We start from the raw sequence: 18,420 nt of genomic DNA on the forward strand, positions 1-18,420 counted from the left end.
GTCGCGGGGGGACACGGGCGGGACCCCCTCTCCCCTGTGGGGGAGGGGCCCCTCCAACGGCAGAGCGCCCCCCGGAAACCCCCCGGCGCGCCGCTCCGTGTCCGTGCTTCACTCGCCGGCGGCGGCCACCAGCTTGCGCACGTTCTCGATGCTGCCGCAGCCGTCTTCCAGGTACTTCGCGCGCGCCTCGCGGAACGCCGCGCCCAGCTGGGCGCGGCGGTCGTCGGCGACGTTCTCCCGCGCGTCGTTGAGCAGGGTCCGCTCTTCCTCGTCGGCGTGGTGATTGACCGCGGTGACCAGCTCTTCCAGCTTCTCGTCCCACTCGTCGGAGGCGGGATCCCCGACTTCGAGCAGGGCGAGCAGGGCCTCGTTGGCCTCATGGTGCTCGTGCACGCTGTGATCGACGTCCTCACCGTCGACGTTCTTGTACCGCCGCAGGGCCGGATAGACCTCGTCCTCCTCGGCCGAGGCGTGGGCGATGAGCAGATCGGCGAACTCTTCGAGGGCGGCCGCGCGGTCGGCTTCGGCATTGCGCAGGGTGCGGAAGAGATCTTCCATGCGCCGGTGGTCCTGGAGGATCAGCTCGACGACGTCGGTGGACGACACGGTGGCTCCTTAGTGCTTTCGAGGGGATGACGGCCCGCTCTCGCGGATACCCCGGTCCTCGCAGGTCAGGCGTCGCAGCGGCCGGTGTGTGGGTCAGGGCCCCCCGGATGGCTCAGGACGCGGCCCGCAACTCCGCGGCGGCGATACCGCCGGTGACGCCGAAGCCGCTCTCCGGGGCCGCCGCCGGATCCCGTGTCCGAAATCACCGGCCGCGGCGTGCTCCCGCGGGAGGCCGGGGAACAGCGGTGCGATCGCCCGGTCCGCCGGGGAGAACTCCCGGGTGTGGATCGGCGGACTCGGGGTAGACCGCCGGGTCTCCCGCGCCCGCCCGCGGCGGCGGTCCGGTGGAGTGCCGGAGTGGTCGGTGGCACCTGACAGACTGGCTTGATGGATATCGCTCGCAGGAACAACGTCACCGTCACGGGCAATCCCCGGGGGCGCGCGGTGGTGCTGGCCCATGGGTTCGGCTGCGACCAGAACATGTGGCGGTTGACGGTGCCTGCGCTGGTGCGGGACTACCGGGTCGTGCTGTTCGACTACGTCGGCTCGGGGCGCGCGGACCCGTCCGCGTTCTCGGAGGAGCGGTACGGCTCTCTGGACGGGTACGCCCGCGACGTGGTGGAGGTGTGCGAGGCGCTGGACCTGCGGGACGCGGTGTTCGTCGGGCATTCGGTCAGCGCGATGATCGGGGTGCTGGCCGCCGGTACGGCACCGGAACGCATCGGCGCCCTCGTGATGGTCGCCCCGTCACCGCGGTACATCGACGACGAGGGCTACCGGGGCGGGTTCAGCTCCGAGGACATCGACGAGCTGCTGGAGTCGCTCGAGTCGAACTACCTGGGCTGGTCGGCGGCGATGGCACCGGTGATCATGGGCAACGCGGAGCGGCCCGAACTCGGCGAGGAGCTGAAGAACAGCTTCTGCGCCACCGACCCGGACATGGCGCGCGTCTTCGCCCGCACGACGTTCCTGTCCGACTCGCGGGACGACCTGAAGGGCGTGCGCGTGCCGACGCTGGTGCTGGAGTGCGCCCAGGACGTCATCGCGCCCCGGGAGGTCGGGGCCTTCGTCCACCAGGCGGTCCCCGGTGCGAGCCTGGTCACCCTCGACGCGACCGGGCACTGCCCGCACCTGTCCGCGCCCGAGGCCACCAACGAAGCGATCACGGAGTTCCTGGCGGGCCTGCGGTGATGAGCCGTGCCGAGCGGCAACCCGACCCGCACGACGCCGACGACGAGGGCAGCGCGGACGCCGCGTTCGCCGCGTTGCTGGAGGACAGTGCCGAGGAACTGTACGAGTCCGCGCCGTGCGGATACCTGTCCACGCTGATGGACGGCACCATCGCCAAGATCAACGCCACGCTGCTGGACTGGCTCGGCCTGGACCGGGCGAAGGTGGTGGGCCGCATGCGGTTCACCGACCTGCTGACCGTCGGCGGCAAGCTGTACCACGAGACGCACTTCGCTCCCCTGCTGCGGATGCGGGGCGAGATCAGCGGCATAGCCCTGGAGATCAGACAGGCCGGCGGCGGCCGGATACCGGTGCTGGTCTCCTCCGTGGTCAAGGAGACCGGCACCGGCGAGCCCCTGCTGATCCGCACCACCGTCTTCGACGCCCGCGACCGCCGCGCCTACGAGGAGGAGCTCCTGCGCGGCCGGAGGGAGGCCGAGGCGGCACGCAGGCAGGCGGAGGCCGACCGCGCCCGGCTGCAGGACGCCCTCGCCGTGCTCCAGCAGTCGCTGCTGCCCGACAGCCTGCCGCGGATGCGCGGAGTGGAGACGGCCGCCCACTACCACACCGCCTCCCCGGACCGGCTCGGCGGCGACTTCTACGACGTCTTCCCCGTCGACGGCAAACGGTTCGCCTTCTTCCTCGGCGACGTGTGCGGCAAGGGTCCCGAGGCCGCCGCGCTGACCTCGCTGACCCGCTACACCCTGCGCGCCGCCGCCCTGCACGACCCCGACCCGGTGTCCGCCCTGACCACGCTCAACAAGGTGCTCCACGAGCGTTACGCCGCGGGTGGCGACCCGCGCTACTGCACCGCCGTCTTCGGCACCCTCGAAGCCGACCCGGCGACCGGGCGGATAGCCGTGCACCTGGCCTCGGGCGGGCATCCGCCGGTCCTCGTCCTGCGCGGCGACGGCACGGCCGGCTACCTGCCCACTCCCGGCGGCCTCCTCGTCGGCATCCTGCCCGAGGCCCGCTTCACCACCGCCGCCACCACCCTCGCCCCCGGTGACACGCTGCTGCTCTACACCGACGGCCTCACCGAGGCCCGTACCGGCGCGGACCGCACCGCTCTCTACGGCGACGACGGCCTGCTCGCCTTCGCCACCGGCCTCGCCGGCAGAGCACCCCACGCCGTCGTCCAGGCCCTGACCCGCCTGCTGGACGACTTCGGCGACGGGCTCGACGACGACACCGCCCTGCTCGCCCTCGGCGCCCCCGCCCTCCCCGCCCCCCGCACGACGACGAGCAACCCCGCATGAGCCCCCTGCACATCACCCCTCGCGACGCCACGACCGGTCCCGTTCTGGAGATCACCGGCGAACTCGACTACACCAACGCCCCCGAGCTGCGCGCGCGGCTCGCCGCCCTCTCCCTGTCGCCGGGCCAGCGCCTGGTCCTGGACCTGGCCGGGATGCGGTTCTGCGACTCCAGCGGCATCACCGCCCTGCTCGCCGCCCGCACCCACGCGCACGCCGCCGGCGCGGACATCGCCCTCGCCGCGGTTCCCGCCCACACCCTGCGCGTGCTCGGCATCGTCGGCCTGGACCAGATCTTCCCGCTCCACCCCGACCGGGCGACCGCCACCCGCCCCTGACCGCCCGCGCCGCCCGACCGGTTCCCGCGGGACATGGGCGGGCGGGTGCACGGCGGTGGTCGCGTGCCGGACCCGCCGGGGGGCGGGCTACGACACCCGCTGGGTCAGCGCGAGGATCAGGTCGTGGACCGCGGCGGTGTCGGAGTCGGCGCCGTGCGCGGTCGCCCCCTCGAAGGCGGCGGCCTCGGCGCTGCGCGGGAACATGGCCCGCTCGTACGCGGTGAGCGCGGCCTCGGTGTCGTCGGGGTGCGCGGCGAGGGCCTTGCCGAGTTCGGCGCCGTCGAGCAGGGCCAGGTTGGCGCCTTCGCCGTTCGGGGCCGTCAGATGGGCGGCGTCGCCGATCAGGGTCACTCCTGGCACCCGGTCCCACCGGTGCCCGGTGGGCAGGGCGTGGAGGGGGCGCAGGACGGGCGCGGTGTCGCTGTCGGTGATCAGTGCGGTGAGCTCGGGTGCCCAGCCGTCGAACTCCGCGGCGATCCGCGCGGTGGCCGCGGCGGCGTCGGTGAAGTCGATGGCGGCGAACCAGTCCCGCGGCTCGGACAGTCCGAGGTAGGCGTGCAGGGTGTCGTCCTTTTCCCGGTGGGCGAAGATCTCCCTGCCCGGTGTGTGCGCGATCATCGAACCGCCGCCGACCGCCTTCGCCGCGGCGGGGTGGCGGGTGCCGGCGTCGTAGAGGTACGTCTCGACGACCGACTTGCCGGTGTACCGGGGGGTGGCGGCGGACAGCAGCGGCCGGACGCGTGACCAGGCGCCGTCCGCGCCGACCAGCAGGGTGGTGACCACGGTGCCGCCGTCGGCGAACGTCACCTCGTGGCGGCCCGCGCCGAGGGCGCGGGCGCCGCTCACCTTGTGTCCCCACCGGACGGTGCCGGGCGGGAGCGAGTCGAGCAGCATCCGGCGCAGGTCGCCGCGCTGCACCTCGGGCCGGCCGCCGGTGCCGTCGTCGGCCTTGTCGAACAGGACGGTCCCGTCCGGGGCGAGGAACCGCATCGCCTGGCGGCCCTCCAGGACCAGGCCGCGGAACTCCTGCATCAACCCGGCCTCCTCCAGGGCGAGCTGGCCGTTGTAGTCGTGGATGTCGAGCATCCCGCCCTGCGCACGCGCGGCCGGGGAGGGCTCCGCCTCGTAGACCGTGGCCGCCATGCCGTGGACGTGCAGGACACGGGCGAGCGCGAGGCCGCCGAGACCGGCGCCGATGATGGTGATGTCCGTGGTCATGAGAAGTTCCTTCCTGAGCGTGGAATCGCCGCGGGGACGCCCGGCGGCACGCCGGGAACGCCGCCGCGCCGAGCCGGGACGGTGCGAGCCGGTGCCGTGGGAGGGCGCCGGCCGATGCCAATGTCCCGTCGGCCACCGACAAAGCACCGACAGACGACCGACCACCGCCGACAGTCACCCGACACCGGTGAGCCGGAGCGGCTACGCGGCGGACTCCGCCGGGGGCCGCCGCCCGGGGTGGTGCCCGAACCGGGCGGCGGCCGTGGGGGGATGTCAGGCGGCGGTGCGAAGGGACGCGCAGCGTTCGGCGTCCCGCAGCCACTCGATCAGTGCGGCGCGGGCGCGCGCCACCCGTGAGCGCACGGTGCCCACCGGGCAGCCGCTGACACCGGCCGCCTCGGCGTAGGGAAGCCCGACCAGCTGGGTGAGCACGAACGCCTCGCGGCGGTCGTCGGGAAGCGTGTCCAGCAGATCGGCGAGGGCGATGCCGTCGTCGAAGCCGGGCAGACCGCGCGGCTGGGCGCGTTCGGCGGCCGACTGCCAGTCGCCGGTGTCGGACAGCCGGGGGCGGGTGGAGCTGTGGCGGAAGCTGTCGATCACCGCGCGCCGGGCGATGGACAGCAGCCAGGTGCGGGCCGAGGAGCGGCCTTCGAAGCGGTGCAGGCCGCCGAGTGCCCGCAGGAACGTGTCCTGGGTCAGGTCGTCGGCGCTGTGGGGGTCGGCTCCGAGGAACGTCACGTAGCGGTGGACGTCCCGGTGCAGCGCGCGGACGAAGCGGTCGACGGCGTCGGGGTCGCCACCGCGGGCGGCGAGCGCCCAGGCGGTGATCGCGTCGTCGCCCGGGCCTTTCTCCGCTTCTTCGCGTGGCGCGGTCAGGGCAGGAGTGAGCACCTGCTGTCTCCTTCTCGGGATGTCCGGAACCGGGCTCCGCGCCGGGCGCGCACGGGACGGCGCGGGCGGCGGAGCGGAACCGGTGAAGGGGGAACGGCCGGGCGCGGAGGTGCGCGGCCGAGGCCCGAGGCGGGGAGCCGGCGGCTCCCGTCGTGCGTACGGCCTCGGGAATCCGGCTGTCGTCAGGCGACAGCGGCCCCCGCGGGCGGCCCCCGGGAAGTGATCGCGCGGGTGAGGAGGAGCCGCCGGAGCGTGCCGTCCGAGCGGCCCCGCCGGGCGCGCACGCGTGGCCGGTACGGCGGCACGGGCAGCCGGAGGAGCAGGCGCAGCGGAGCGGCGAGCCAGCCGGCGAGGACCCGCAGGATGCGGAACGCGGCGCGTTCACCGTGGGCGAGCCACAGACCGCACAGCAGCGCGGCCAGCAGGTGGGCGGTGAGCATGCCGGTCGAGGACATGCCCGCCATGCCGTGGTCCACAGGGGGCGCGGCCGCCATGTGGTCCATGGGCCCCATGGAGTGCCGGGCGCCCCTCGCGTGATCCATGGGGCCCATGGACCCCGGCAGGGCACCGTGCTCGCCGCCGGGGTCCGCCGGCATACGGCACAGCAGGTGGCCCAGCCAGCGCCGGGCGAGCGAGCCGTCGCCCGGGGCCCCGGGGTCCGCGACGGCCTGGACGAGCGAGAACGACGCGTGGAGCACGGTCTGGGCGGCGAGCACGAGGGAGCCGACGGTGAGCGGTCCGCGCTCCCGGCCGGCCGGCAGCCAGGCCGCGCCGGCGGTCAGCCCGGTACCCGCGGCCATGGCCCACCAGGGCACCGCGGTCCCGGACATCACGACGTGGCCCAGGGAGGCGAGCAGCACGCAGACGGCCGCGAACACGGCGGCCCTGAGTGCGCGACAACACCACCCGGCGGTCATGGCGCCTCATCCTCGCAGTCCGGGCCCCACGTGCCGCAGGGGGGTACGCGAGCGCCCTCGCCGTCCGGCCCGTGCCGCACCACACCGCACCGCCCCGGGCGGGAACTCGATCGCTTTCCCCAACGACGAATGTTCCACGGGCGGTTCACGGAAACCGTGTGCCGCTTCGAAAGCCACTTACGGCACACAAAGGAGGCGCATCGATGGAACGCAGAGACTTTCTCCGCCGGACGACAGCGGCGGGAGCGGCGACCTTGGGGGCCGGGGCACTGACGGCAGCGGCCTCGGGGACCGGGGCCGCTGCCGCGCCCCGGCGGACGGGTCCGCTGCGCGTCGACATCGTGGTGTTCGACGGTGTCGAGGAACTGGACTGCGTCGCTCCCTACGAGGTCTTCTCGGCCGCCGCGATGCACAGCGCCAACGGGGTCGAGGTCCGGTACGTCACCACCGGACGGCCCCGGCTGATCCGCTGCGGGTACGGCACGGGGATCCAGGTGAGGCACCGCTGGGCCCCGCGGGAGGCGGATGTGATCGTGGTGCCCGGCGGTGGCTACACACGCCGCGACGGTCCGGGGGTCTGGGCCGAGGTCGACGACGGCACCCTCCCGCGAGCGCTCGCCGCGGCTCCCCGCGAGGGGCTGACGATCAGTTCGCTCTGCACGGGCGCGGTGCTGCTGTCCGCGGCCGGTCTGACCAGGGGGCGCCCCTGCACCACCCATCACGGCGCGAAGGCGTACCTCGCGGAGCAGGGTGGCTCGGTCAAGGACGCCCGCGTGGTGGACGACGGCGATCTCGTCACCGCCGCGGGCATCACCTCGGGCCTGGAGCTGGGCCTTTGGCTGGTCAAACGCGAACTCGGGTCGGATGCCGCGACCGGTGTGGAGGCGATGCTGGAGTACGAGGCTCGCGGGACCGTCTGGCAGGCGCCCCGATAGCGGCGGCTCCGCGCTCACCGGCGGGAGTCGTGGCACGTCCGCACGCCCCGGTTCCGGAGCCAGGGGGCGGCGGCCACGCCCCGTACGGGCCGGGCGGCGGTGAGGAGGACGGCGGCCGGTGCCAAGGCCCCTGGGGTGGGGCGGGAGGGCACCGGCCACAGCGCGGCAGGTCCGGGAGCGCGGCACCGAACCTGCGTCCGGTCGCTGGTGCCGACCCGTTCGGGAGTTGCGACGGCACGGCACCAGCATCCGGAAGCGTGCTCCGCCACACGTCCGTCACCGGCCTCCTCGCGCGGATACCAGCCGGGGGGAGTAGACCAGTTGACGGCCGGTATCCGCGAGGGGGTGATGCACGCGATCACCAGCCGTCGGACTTGCCGGCCGGCGCCCGCGCAGCACCGAGCATGCATGACACAACCAGCCAATATCTACGGCAGATCTTTTACAACAAAACCCCGTGACAGTAATTAGACTGGCTGCCACTCGACAACCGGTCCCGGGGGACAAATCCGCAGTGAACAAGCAAGCGCTCAACAAACTCCTCAAAGACCGTCGTGCCCAGATATCCCCTGAAACCCACGGCTTTCCCCGGCCCACCGGCAGAGGCCGCCGCGCCCCCGGCCTCGCCCAGCACCATGTCGACGAACTCCTCGGTTGCGCCGATCGCACCTACCAGCGCCTGGAATCCGGCAACTACCCGAACGCGCCGGTCGACCTGCTCCGCGACATCGCGCGGCTGTACGGCATGAACGAGCAGGAATGGATCTCCTTGTGCCGGTACGCCCGCGGCGAGGACCCGCCCGGCCCGCTGTACGACACCTCGGGGCACGCCGTGCCCGCCGCCTGGGCCGACGCCGTCCACGCCGTGCAGGGCATGGCCTATGTGACCGACGCCAGTTGGAACCTCATCACCTGCAACGACCACTTCCACCAGCTCTTCGACCGCGGGCGGGCCCCCGCCAACACCATGCGGTGGATGCTCGTCGACGGCCGCGACCAGCTCACCGACTGGGCCACCGCCTGGGCGCCGCTCGTCATGCCCCAGCTGCGGACCGCGCTGGCGCAGCGTCCCGACGACAAGACACTGCTGCACATCGAAGCCGACGTGCTCGCCGATCCCGTCTCCCGCCCCCTCTACGACGCGGGCGGCACCAGCATCCACCCCGACGGCGACGAGCGCCCCATCCGGCACGCGGTCCACGGGCGGGGCTGGGTGACGATGTGCGTGGCACAGCCGCTCACCGCACCCGGGTCACGATTCATGATCCTCATTTTCCGGCCGGGCCCCCGGCACAAAGCCGCACGCCCTCCCATGCTGCAGGCTCGAACAATGGGGTGAACGCAAGGCTTTGTTCCGGTATGACAGGCACTGCGGGACCATAAGCGCGACGACCGAGGGAAACGATCGCGCCAACTTTGCCGTACGTTGACCCGATCAGGTCAACGTACGTCCAGGGGGGACCACATGCCTGCACACATCGCCCGTCCGACCACCGTCCTCGCCCCGCACAAGATCACGACCGGCGAGATAGCCGACGACATCCGCGCCCACCACCCCGACCATCCCCGTCTCCGCGCGATCCTCCGGGTCCTCGACAACTGCGGTGTCGACAGCCGGTACTTCACCCAGCCGCTCACCGCGGACACCATCTCCGGAACCGCCGACGTGGGCGAACGCGTCACCCGGGCCTTCGCCGACGGGCTGTCGATGGCCGAGACCGCGGCCCGCGCCACCCTCGACCGGTACGGACTGCGCCCGGCCGACATCACCGGCATCATCACCACCCACGCCACCGGCTGGGCCGTTCCCAATCTCGACGTCCATCTCGTCCACCGGCTCGGTCTGCGCCCGACCGTCCGGCGCGCCGCCCTCACCACCGCGGCCTGCGCCGGGGGCGCCCACGCCCTCATCCGTGCCGCCGAACAAGCGCTCCTGCACCCGGGCTCCCGTGTCCTCGTGGTCGCCGCGGAAGTCCTCTCCACCGCCTACAACCACCACGACACGAAGATCGAGCACATGATCTACAAGGCGCTGTTCGGGGACAGCGGGGCGGCCACCGTCGTGAGCAGCGAGCCGCTCGGGCCGGGCCTGTCCGTCACGGCGGACGGCCTGTTCGAGTACGTCCTGCCCGACAGCCTCACCATGTACGCCGGCCGCATCGGCCCGGACGGCCTGCACTTCGACTCCACGAAGCAGGCCACCGGCGGAGCCCGGCACGTCATGCCCGCCGTCCTCGACTGGCTCGACGGCCGCCCGGCCGACGTCCCCGTCATCCATCCCGGGTCCAAGCCGATCATCATGGACACCGCCACCGCCCTCGGCCTCGGCGAGGACGACGCGCGCCACTCGCTCGACACCCTGTCCGAAGAAGGCAACCTCGGCGGCGTGTCCGTCCTGCGCGTCCTCGAACGCACCCACGAGCAGCCTCCCGCCGACGGCACGCCCGCGCTGGCGGTCGCCTACGGGCCGGGCTTCTCCGTCACCGCGCTCCACGGCACATGGACGCACCGGTAGGCGTGCGCCGACGGTGAGGGCCCGGCGCGAGCCGGTGGGGGCGCCGCGGCCGGGACACCGGCGCAGGCGGGCCCGCGCTCGTCACACGGGCGCGGCGCGCGACGAAGCCGCCGCCCCGCGACCCGCTCCGGTCCACGGCCCTCCCGTCCCGCCGCCTCCCGGCCCAGCGGCTGTTCCCCGCCCGGCGACCGCGTCCGCGCGCCGCCGGGCGGGCCCTTGTCCGACGAGGGCCCGAAGGCGCGAGTGCCCGGTCCGTGAGCGGCCGCGTTCCAGGAAGTGGACGGCCCTTGGTCGGGGGCCGCGTCTGCTGTAGAAATACGCCTCATGATCTCCGAGTCCCTGGTGCGACGTCTGGTCATCGACCTGTGCCGACGCCCGGGCTCGTGTTGTTGCTGAGCCGGCCTGTTCCCGCATCCCTCGTCGTCCTCTGACGTCTCCCTGACGAGGGTCCTTGTCGCGCCCTGCCGGGGTGCTCCGTCCGCATCGTTCAGCATCACCCACGCCGGGGCCGACCGCTGCCCTCCGCCGCTGAGGCCGTTCCTCCCCGGCGTCCCATGGAGGACGCCCGTGTCCACGACTCCCCCACTGTCCGAACCCGGCACCACCGCACCGCCCACCGATCCGCCGCCCGGACGGTCCTTCCCGGCCCGGCGCCTGTGGGCCCGTGTCCGCCCCGTGCTGCTGCCGTTCGGCTCGCTTCTCGTCTTCCTCGTGCTGTGGCAGCTGCTGGCGGCGAGCGGCACCTGGAGCGAGACCCTGGTCCCGCCGCCGGCCAAGGTGTGGGACGCGTTCGCCAACGTGTCCACGACACACCACGGAGTACGCGGGTACAACGGCACGTATCTCGTCGAGCACCTGGGCATCAGTCTGCGCCGCATCGCGATCGGCGCCGGGGTCGGTGTCGCCTTCGGGGTGCTGTTCGGGCTGCTCATGGGCACCGTCGGCTGGCTGCGCGCGTTGTTCGAGCCCTGGATCACCTTCCTGCGCACGCTGCCGCCGCTGGCGTACTTCTCCCTGCTCGTCATCTGGCTCGGCATCAACGAGGAACCCAAGGTCACCCTGCTGGCGGTGGCCGCCTTCCCGCCCGTGGCGGTGTCGACCACCACGGCGGTCGCGGCCGTGCCGAGGAGTCTGATCGAGGCCGCTCGTGCCCTCGGCGCCTCGCGGTGGAACGTGGTCACGGACGTCGTGGTCCCGTCCGCGCTGCCCGAGACGCTCACCGGCGTCCGGCTCGCCGTGGGCGTGGCCTACTCCTCCCTGGTGGCCGCCGAGCTGGTCAACGGGCTGCCCGGCATCGGCGGCATGGTCAAGGACGCCGCCAACTACAACAACACCCCCGTGGTGCTGGTCGGCATCATCACCATCGGCGTCTCCGGCCTGGTGATCGACGGCCTGCTGCTGCGGCTGGAACGCGCCGTCGTGCCGTGGCGCGGACGCGCGTAGCACGCACGCAGCACCAGCCGGCCGGCCCTCCTCTTCTTCTCCTCCCCCTCTCTTCCTCCTCCTCTCTTCCTCCGCCCGGCCGCGTCGGCGTACGGCCCGCCCCGGCACCGTGCGCAGACCTTCGGCCGGGCACCCCCCTTCCGTCCCCGCACCCAGCACAGAAACGGCTCTGTCATGTCCCGTGTGCCCCAAGGCGCTTCCCGTCGGCTCCTGCTGGCCGGTGCCCTCGCCGCCGTCTCGGCGGCCGTCACCGGCTGCTCGTCCGGTGAGACCTCGACATCGGGCGGCTCCCGGCGGCTGCGCATCGGCTACTTCGCCTTCCCGAGCGGCGACCTGCTCGTGAAGAACGGGAAGCTGCTGGAGAAGGAGCTGCCGGACTACCGCGTCACCTGGATCAAGTTCGACTCCGGGGCCGCCGTGAACCAGGCCTTCCTCGGCAAGTCGCTCGACATCGCGGCGCTGGGCTCCAGCCCCTTCGCCCGCGGCATCTCGGGCACCTCGCCGATCCCGTACAAGGTCGCGTGGGTGCTGGACGTCGCCGGGGAGAACGAGGCCCTCGTCGCGCGCAAGGGCAGCGGGATCTCCGACGTCGCCGGTCTCAGGGGAAGGACCGTCGCCACCCCGTTCGCCTCGACCTCGCACTACAGCCTGCTGGCGGCCCTGCGGGCGGCCGGGCTGAAGGGCTCCGACGTCAAGCTCGTCGATCTGCAGCCGCAGGCCATCCTCGCCGCCTGGCAGCGGGGCGACATCGACGCCGCCTATGTGTGGCTGCCCACCCTGGACGAGCTGCGCACGAGCGGCACCCAGCTCACCAGCAGCAAGGAGATAGGCGCGGCGGGCAAGCCGACACTCGACCTGGCGGTGGTCTCGGACGACCTCATCGCCAGGGACCCGCGGGCCATCGACGCCTGGCGCACGGCTCAGGCCCGGGCGCTGCGCCTGCTCAAGTCCGACCCCGACGGCTCGGTCGCGGCCGTCGCGGCCGAACTCGGCATCAGCGCGGCCGATGCGAAAGCCCAGCTCAAGCAGGGGGTGTTCCTCACCCCCGAGCAGGTGGCGTCCCCCGACTGGCTGGGCACCGACCACCGCCCCGGCAAGCTGCTCACCTACGTCACCGACACCGCGCGTTTCCTGGCCGACCAGCAACAGATCGACGCCGCGCCGGCCGAGGACGTCGTCCGCGAGGCGTTCTATCTCAAGGGGCTGCCCGATGTCCTCAAGTGATGTCACCGCGACCGCGCGGGAGAGCGACGCCGTAGGCGCCGGGGCCGTCCACCTCGACAAGGTCGTCCACCGGTACGGCCGGGGCGGCGAGTCCTTCACCGCCGTGGGACCCGTCGATCTGACCGTCCCCGCCGGGCAGTTCCTGGTCCTGGTGGGCGCCTCCGGGTGCGGGAAGAGCACGCTGCTGCGGCTCGTCGCCGGGTTCGAGCGGCCCACGCACGGCTCGGTGCGTGTCCACGGTGCCGCACCGCGGCCCGGGGTGGCCGCCGGGGTGGTCTTCCAGACACCACGTCTGTTCCCCTGGCGGACCGTGCGGGGCAACATCGACCTGGCGCTGCGCTACGCGGGCGTCGAACGCGCCCGGCGTCCCGAACGCAGGGCGGAGTTGCTGGCCCGCGTGGGCCTCACGGGGGTCGAGGACCGCCGGGTCTGGGAGATCTCCGGCGGCCAGCAGCAACGCGTCGCCATCGCCCGGGCCCTCGCCGCCGAGAACCCCCTCCTGCTGCTGGACGAACCCTTCGCGGCGCTGGACGCGCTGACCCGGGAACGGCTCCAGGAGGACGTCCGCCAGGTGACCGAGCGGACCGGCCGTACCACGGTGTTCGTCACGCACTCGGCGGACGAGGCGGTGTTCCTCGGCTCGCGCATCGTCGTGCTGACCAAGAGCCCGGGCACCGTGGCCCTGGACCTCCCCATCCCGCTGCCCCGCGACGGCGTCGACGCCGAAGAGCTGCGCGGCTCGGCCGAGTTCGCGGAACTGCGCGCGCGGGTGTCCCACGCCGTCAAGGCCGCCGCCGCGGCCTGACCCCGTACCCACGATCCGGAAAGGACACACAGATGAGCCTTCTCAGCGAGCGGCCCGCCCCGGCGCGGCTGCCGGTCACCGAGCTCGGCCCGCGCTTCGGCGCCGAGATCCACGGCATCGACCTCGGCCGCCTCGACGACGACCAGGTCCTCGCGCTGCGCGAGGCGCTGGTGGCGTACAAGGTGCTCTTCGTGCGCGGTCAGCACGGCCTGGACGACGCCGCGCAGATCGAGTTCGGCCGGCGGCTGGGCGAGGTCACCGCCGGGCATCCGGTCCACGACTCCGGTGACGTGGCGCCCGAGGTGTACTCGCTGGACAGCCAGGACAACGGGTTCGCCGACGTCTGGCACACGGACGTGACGTTCGTACGGCGCCCCCCGGCGATCTCCGTGCTGCGGGCCGTGGTGCTGCCGCCGAGCGGCGGGGACACCAACTGGGCCGACAGCCAGCTGGCCTACGAGTCGCTCTCGCCGGGTCTGCGGGACTTCGTCGACACGCTGACCGCCGTCCACGACGGCACGCGCGAGTTCGGGTACTACCTGGCCCAGCGCCGGGGCGGCCGCGGCAACCTGTGGGAGGGCGAGGTGTTCACCGAACTGAGGCCCGTGGAGCACCCGGTGGTGCGCGTCCACCCCGAGAGCGGCCGCAAGGGGCTGTTCGTGAACCCCGGCTTCACCTCGCACATCGTGGGCGTCTCGGAGCACGAGAGCCGGGGCATCCTCGACATCCTCTACGCCCACCTCACCAAGCCCGAGCACGTCGTACGGCACCGCTGGCAGCCGGGGGACGTCGCCCTGTGGGACAACCGCAGCACGGCCCACTACGCCAACCGGGACTACGGCGACCGGCACCGTGTCATGCACCGCATCACGCTGCGCGGTGACACACCGGCCGGCCCGGCGGCCGTGCGCCGCTGATGGCGGGTGCGGGAGGACCGGCCGCGGCCTCCCGCACAGACGTCCGCTCCCCCGGCCGTGTGCGCGGACGGTCGTTGCGCGCGGATGTCGTTTGTGAAGTCCTCGTTGCGCGGTGGCGTATCGCCCTGTTCGAGGGGGGCCGGCCGTGCTTACCTCGTCGCAACTCAGCGCCGCTCTCCCGCACGAGGAGCACCATGAGCAGCCAGTCCCCCGAGTCCGTCACCGCCGGCCACACCCCCGGGGAGCCGTCCGCCGGTCCCGACACACCGGCCTGGTCCTTCGAGACCAAGCAGGTCCACGCCGGTGCCGCGCCCGACCCCGTCACCGGTGCCCGCGCCACGCCGATCTACCAGACCACGTCGTTCGTGTTCCGGGACACCCGGCACGCCGCCGACCTGTTCTCGCTGGCCGAGCCCGGCAACATCTACACCCGCATCCACAACCCCACCCAGGACGTCCTGGAGCAGCGGCTGGCCGCCCTGGAGGGCGGTGTGGCGGCCGTGGCGCTGTCCTCCGGGCAGGCGGCGGAGACGCTGGCCCTCCTCACCCTGGCAAGCGCCGGCGACCACATCGTCTCCAGCACCTCCCTCTACGGCGGCACCTACAACCTGTTCCGCCACACGCTGCCCCGGTTCGGCATCGAGGTGTCCTTCGTGGACGACCCGGACGACGCGGAGGCGTGGCGCGCGGCGATCCGGCCGAACACCAAGGCGCTGTTCGCGGAGTCGCTGGGCAACCCGCGCGGCAACGTGCTCGACGTGCGGGCGGTGGCCGACGTGGCGCACGCGGCGGGCGTTCCGCTGATCGTGGACAACACGGTTCCGACGCCGTACCTGCTCCGGCCGCTGGAGCACGGCGCGGACATCGTCGTGCACTCGGCCACGAAGTTCCTCGGCGGCCACGGCACCGCCATCGCGGGCGTGGTCGTGGACGGCGGTACGTTCGACTTCGGGGCGCACGCCGACAGGTTCCCGGACTTCACCGAGCCGGACCCGAGCTACCACGGGCTGCGGTACTGGCCGGCGCTCGGCCCCGGTGCCTACGCGGTCAAGCTGCGGGTGCAGTTGCTGCGCGACCTCGGCCCGGCGCTGTCCCCGCACTCCGCGTTCCTGCTGCTGCAGGGTGTGGAGACGCTGAGCCTGCGGATCGAGCGGCACACGGCCAACGCGCAGGCGCTCGCCGAGTGGCTGGAGCAGCGCGACGAGGTCGCCGCCGTCCACTACCCGGGTCTGCCGTCCAGCGCGTGGTACGAGGCCGGGCGGAAATACCTGCCGCGCGGTGCCGGCGCGATCGTCTCCTTCGAGCTGCGCGGCGGTGTCGAGGCGGGCCAACGGTTCGTGGACGGCGTGGAGTTGTTCAGTCACCTCGCCAACATCGGTGACGTGCGCAGCCTGATCATCCACCCGGCGTCCACCACGCACAGCCAGCTGGACGAGGAGCAGCTGGAGGCGACCGGGACCGCGCCGGGGCTGGTGCGCCTGTCGGTGGGCATCGAGGCCCTGGCCGACCTGAAGGCGGACCTGGAGGCCGGTTTCCGCGCGGCCAAGGGCGCGTAGGTGCACGCCGTCGCCGCTGCCGAGGCGCCCCTCCCGCCGGCCACCGGGGCCTGGCGGGAGGGGGACCCGCCCGGCCGGCGCCGGTGGTACGACGCCGAGAAGCCGCTGCCGCTGGAGGCGGGTGGTGAACTGCCGGGCGCGCGGCTCGCGTTCGAGACCTGGGGGACGCTCGCGCCGGACCGTTCCAACGCCGTCCTGGTGCTGCACGCGCTCACCGGGGACAGCCACGTCGCCGGCCCGGCCGGTCCCGGGCACCCGACCCCCGGCTGGTGGGACGCCCTGATCGGTCCGGGCCGGGCGCTGGACACCGACCGCTGGTTCGTCGTGGCACCGAACGTGCTCGGCGGCTGCCAGGGCAGCACGGGGCCGGCCTCCCGGCGTCCCGGCGGCGGGCGGTCGTGGGGCGGGTCGTTCCCGTTCCTGACCCCGCGCGACCAGGTGGCCGCGGAGGCCGGCCTCGCGGACGCGCTGGGGATCGACCGGTGGGCGCTGGTCGTCGGCGGCTCGATGGGCGGGATGCGGGCCGTGGAGTGGGCGGTGTCGTACCCGGCGCGGACGGGCGCGCTGCTGCTGCTCGCGACGACGGCGGCGGCGAGCGCGGAGCAGATCGCCTGGGCGCACGTCCAGGTACGGGCCATCCGCGCCGATCCGTACTGGCAGGGGGGTGACTACCACGACACCGGCCGAGGGCCGCACGCGGGGCTGGAGCTGGCCCGCGGCCTGGCCCACGTCACCTACCGCAGCGAGCCGGAGCTCCAGGTCCGCTTCGGCCGTCTGCCGCAGGGCGGGGAGGACCCGTGGCGCGGCGGGCGCTACCAGGTGCAGTCGTATCTCGACCATCACGCGGCCAAGCTGGTACGGCGTTTCGACGCGGCGAGTTACGTCGTCCTCACCGAGGCGATGAACGCCCATGACGTGGGCCGGGGCCGCGGTGGTGTGCGGGCCGCCCTGCGGCGGGTGACCGCACCCGCCCTGGTCGCCGGGGTGGACTCCGACCGCCTCTACCCGCCGGCCCAGCAGGCGGAACTGGCCGCGCTGATCCCGGGCGCCGACCGGCTCAGGCTGGTGGAGTCGCCGTACGGGCACGACGGGTTCCTGATCGAGGCCGGGCAGGTGGCGGCGCTCGTCCGCGAACTGCTGGGCTGAGTCCGGCGCCGCGCGCGGTCAGTGGTTCGCCGCGTCCCGCGCCGCGCGCTCCAGCCGGCTCCGGTGGCCCTCCCACCATGCCCGGTCCCCCGGGGGCAGGCTGTCCTTGCCCGGTGTGTGCCCGACGGAGCCGTCGACGAGTTCGCGCACGATGTCGGCGTGCCCGGCGTGCCGCTGGGTGTCGCACAGCACGCGGACCAGGGTGTGGTGGAGCGTCACCTCGCGTCGTTCCTCAGGCCACCACGGGACGTGGCCGATCGCGTCGAGCGCCAGTGCCGTGATCGTGCTGTCGGAGTGTTCCCACGCCCGGCGGTACAGTCCGACGATCTCTTCCCGTGACTCGTCCGCGGTGGCCCACATGTCCGCGTTGGGTTCCGTCTCCCGCGTGTACCACCAGGCCGGCGGCTCGCCCTCGAAGAACGGGCGTCCGAACGCGTCGCCGAAATACCCCAGTTCCACGCCGGCGACGTGCTTGACCAGTCCCAGCAGGTTCGTTCCGGTGGGGGTCAGCGGGCGGCGGATGTCGTACTCCGAGAGCCCGTCGAGCTTCCACACCAGGGCCTGTCGCGCCTCGCGCAGGTATCGGAGGAGGTCCGTCTTCATGTTCGCTTCGGTCATGCCGGCACTCTTCCATCCGGCACTGACAACGGGGGCGGCACCGGCCCGCGCATGCTCCGGGCGCGCCGTTCGTCCGTACGCTCCCCCGGCTCCGCCGGAGGACTCGGCTCGCACCGCGGCGCCATGTGACCGCCCGGGACGCCTCGCGCGCCATCGCACACGCTCTGGTGGCCTTCGTTCACCGCGCGTGACACTGGCAGCCGTCGTCCGGGGACACCGGCGACGAATCCAGTGGGAAGGAACCGACCACCATGCGCCCCGTCACTTCACTCGCCCTCGCCTCCCTCGCCCTCGCGGCGGCCCTGGGCACGGCCCCCGCCGCGTCGGCCACCGCCCCGGCCGCGGCCGGCACCGCCGCCGCCGCGGCCTTCCGCTGCGACCCGGGACACTTCTGCATCTACAGCGGCTGGGACGGCGGCGGCACCCGCTGCCAGTGGACGACGGAGAAGGTCGCGAACACCGCCGACGCGTGTTCGTTCATCCGCAACGGCAAGAACGTGCTGTCCCTGTGGAACGGGACCGGCCACCGCGTGCAGTACTACACGCAGACCAACTACAACGCGCGCGTCGGATCCACCGCCGCCGGCCACGGGGGGAACCTCCAGGGCAACTACCAGATCCGGTCGTTCAAGAAACAGTAGGCCCCCAAGACCGCCGCACCGGGCCAGGCGGCCCGGTCCACCGGGTACGGCCGCGGGGGGGGGGGGGGGGGGGGGGGGGGGGGGGGGGGGGGGGGGGGGGGGGGGGGGGGGGGGGGGGTGGGGGGGGGGGGGGGGGGGGGGGGGGTGGGTTGGGGGTGTGTGGT

18 protein-coding genes are annotated in these 18,420 nt (G+C 73.3%); 13 read left to right on the forward strand and 5 right to left on the reverse strand.

Going from position 1 to position 18,420, the window contains the following annotated elements:
* Nucleotides 1-108 precede the first annotated feature (108 nt).
* Nucleotides 109-606, reverse strand: a complete 498-nt coding sequence (locus ACZ63H_RS17045; protein ID WP_469865717.1) for a hemerythrin domain-containing protein — start codon at nucleotides 604-606, stop codon at nucleotides 109-111.
* 387 nt (nucleotides 607-993) lie between these two features.
* Between ACZ63H_RS17045 and ACZ63H_RS17050 the strand changes: the two genes are divergently transcribed.
* Genes ACZ63H_RS17050 through ACZ63H_RS17060 form a run of 3 tightly spaced genes read left to right on the forward strand, consistent with a single transcriptional unit; the run spans nucleotide 994 to nucleotide 3,430 of the window.
* Nucleotides 994-1,797, forward strand: a complete 804-nt coding sequence (locus ACZ63H_RS17050) for an alpha/beta fold hydrolase (protein ID WP_469865719.1) — start codon at nucleotides 994-996, stop codon at nucleotides 1,795-1,797.
* Entirely contained in the window at nucleotides 1,797-3,095 is a 1,299-nt protein-coding gene (locus tag ACZ63H_RS17055) for a PP2C family protein-serine/threonine phosphatase (protein WP_469865721.1), read from the forward strand. Before ACZ63H_RS17050 ends, ACZ63H_RS17055 begins: the two co-directional genes overlap by 1 nt.
* Nucleotides 3,092-3,430, forward strand: a complete 339-nt coding sequence (locus ACZ63H_RS17060; RefSeq protein ID WP_469865723.1) for an STAS domain-containing protein — start codon at nucleotides 3,092-3,094, stop codon at nucleotides 3,428-3,430. The genes ACZ63H_RS17055 and ACZ63H_RS17060 overlap by 4 nt, the downstream gene beginning before the upstream one ends.
* Nucleotides 3,431-3,517: 87 nt before the next feature.
* Here the strand turns inward: ACZ63H_RS17060 and ACZ63H_RS17065 are convergent, their stop codons facing one another.
* The 3 genes from ACZ63H_RS17065 to ACZ63H_RS17075 form a co-directional block, all read right to left on the reverse strand.
* Nucleotides 3,518-4,648 carry an FAD-dependent oxidoreductase gene (locus ACZ63H_RS17065; protein WP_469865725.1) on the reverse strand — a complete coding sequence of 377 codons (1,131 nt, stop codon included), beginning with the start codon at nucleotides 4,646-4,648 and terminating at the stop codon, nucleotides 3,518-3,520.
* A 273-nt stretch (nucleotides 4,649-4,921) separates the two neighbouring features.
* The gene (locus ACZ63H_RS17070; protein ID WP_469865727.1) at nucleotides 4,922-5,539 is read right to left on the reverse strand and encodes a sigma-70 family RNA polymerase sigma factor; all 618 of its coding nucleotides are present in this window, start codon (nucleotides 5,537-5,539) and stop codon (nucleotides 4,922-4,924) included.
* Between the two features lie 182 nt (nucleotides 5,540-5,721).
* Entirely contained in the window at nucleotides 5,722-6,456 is a 735-nt protein-coding gene (locus ACZ63H_RS17075; protein ID WP_469865729.1) for a hypothetical protein, read from the reverse strand.
* 203 nt (nucleotides 6,457-6,659) lie between these two features.
* Between ACZ63H_RS17075 and ACZ63H_RS17080 the strand changes: the two genes are divergently transcribed.
* The 9 genes from ACZ63H_RS17080 to metX all read left to right on the forward strand — a co-directional run bounded on the left by ACZ63H_RS17080 (nucleotide 6,660) and on the right by metX (nucleotide 16,997).
* Nucleotides 6,660-7,391 carry a DJ-1/PfpI family protein gene (locus ACZ63H_RS17080; RefSeq protein ID WP_469865731.1) on the forward strand — a complete coding sequence of 244 codons (732 nt, stop codon included), beginning with the start codon at nucleotides 6,660-6,662 and terminating at the stop codon, nucleotides 7,389-7,391.
* Between the two features lie 514 nt (nucleotides 7,392-7,905).
* On the forward strand, nucleotides 7,906-8,730 hold the full coding sequence (locus tag ACZ63H_RS17085; protein ID WP_469865733.1) for an MmyB family transcriptional regulator: 825 nt from the start codon (nucleotides 7,906-7,908) through the stop codon (nucleotides 8,728-8,730).
* A gap of 126 nt (nucleotides 8,731-8,856) precedes the next feature.
* Complete coding sequence (locus tag ACZ63H_RS17090; protein ID WP_469865735.1) at nucleotides 8,857-9,906, forward strand: beta-ketoacyl-[acyl-carrier-protein] synthase family protein; 1,050 nt, start codon at nucleotides 8,857-8,859, stop codon at nucleotides 9,904-9,906.
* A gap of 567 nt (nucleotides 9,907-10,473) precedes the next feature.
* The gene (locus ACZ63H_RS17095) at nucleotides 10,474-11,349 is read left to right on the forward strand and encodes an ABC transporter permease (protein ID WP_469865737.1); all 876 of its coding nucleotides are present in this window, start codon (nucleotides 10,474-10,476) and stop codon (nucleotides 11,347-11,349) included.
* A 174-nt stretch (nucleotides 11,350-11,523) separates the two neighbouring features.
* A complete protein-coding gene (locus ACZ63H_RS17100) occupies nucleotides 11,524-12,573 on the forward strand; it encodes a taurine ABC transporter substrate-binding protein (protein ID WP_469865739.1) in 1,050 nt (349 codons plus the stop codon).
* Nucleotides 12,560-13,378 carry an ABC transporter ATP-binding protein gene (locus ACZ63H_RS17105; protein ID WP_469865741.1) on the forward strand — a complete coding sequence of 273 codons (819 nt, stop codon included), beginning with the start codon at nucleotides 12,560-12,562 and terminating at the stop codon, nucleotides 13,376-13,378. The genes ACZ63H_RS17100 and ACZ63H_RS17105 overlap by 14 nt, the downstream gene beginning before the upstream one ends.
* Nucleotides 13,379-13,410: 32 nt before the next feature.
* A complete protein-coding gene (locus ACZ63H_RS17110) occupies nucleotides 13,411-14,295 on the forward strand; it encodes a TauD/TfdA dioxygenase family protein (RefSeq protein ID WP_469865743.1) in 885 nt (294 codons plus the stop codon).
* Between the two features lie 194 nt (nucleotides 14,296-14,489).
* A complete protein-coding gene (locus ACZ63H_RS17115) occupies nucleotides 14,490-15,851 on the forward strand; it encodes a bifunctional o-acetylhomoserine/o-acetylserine sulfhydrylase (protein ID WP_469865745.1) in 1,362 nt (453 codons plus the stop codon).
* Nucleotides 15,852-16,997: a homoserine O-acetyltransferase MetX gene (gene metX / locus ACZ63H_RS17120; protein ID WP_469865747.1), complete on the forward strand. Its 1,146-nt coding sequence runs from the start codon at nucleotides 15,852-15,854 to the stop codon at nucleotides 16,995-16,997. It abuts the gene before it with no gap.
* A gap of 18 nt (nucleotides 16,998-17,015) precedes the next feature.
* On the opposite strand, the gene ACZ63H_RS17125 is transcribed toward metX, so the two are convergent.
* Nucleotides 17,016-17,615, reverse strand: a complete 600-nt coding sequence (locus ACZ63H_RS17125; RefSeq protein ID WP_469865749.1) for a DinB family protein — start codon at nucleotides 17,613-17,615, stop codon at nucleotides 17,016-17,018.
* A gap of 251 nt (nucleotides 17,616-17,866) precedes the next feature.
* Here ACZ63H_RS17125 and ACZ63H_RS17130 point away from each other — a divergent pair, with 251 nt between their 5' ends.
* Entirely contained in the window at nucleotides 17,867-18,256 is a 390-nt protein-coding gene (locus ACZ63H_RS17130) for a peptidase inhibitor family I36 protein (protein ID WP_469865751.1), read from the forward strand.
* The last annotated feature ends 164 nt before the right edge of the window (nucleotides 18,257-18,420 follow it).

Source organism: Streptomyces sp. NPDC104831, from assembly GCF_055583025.1.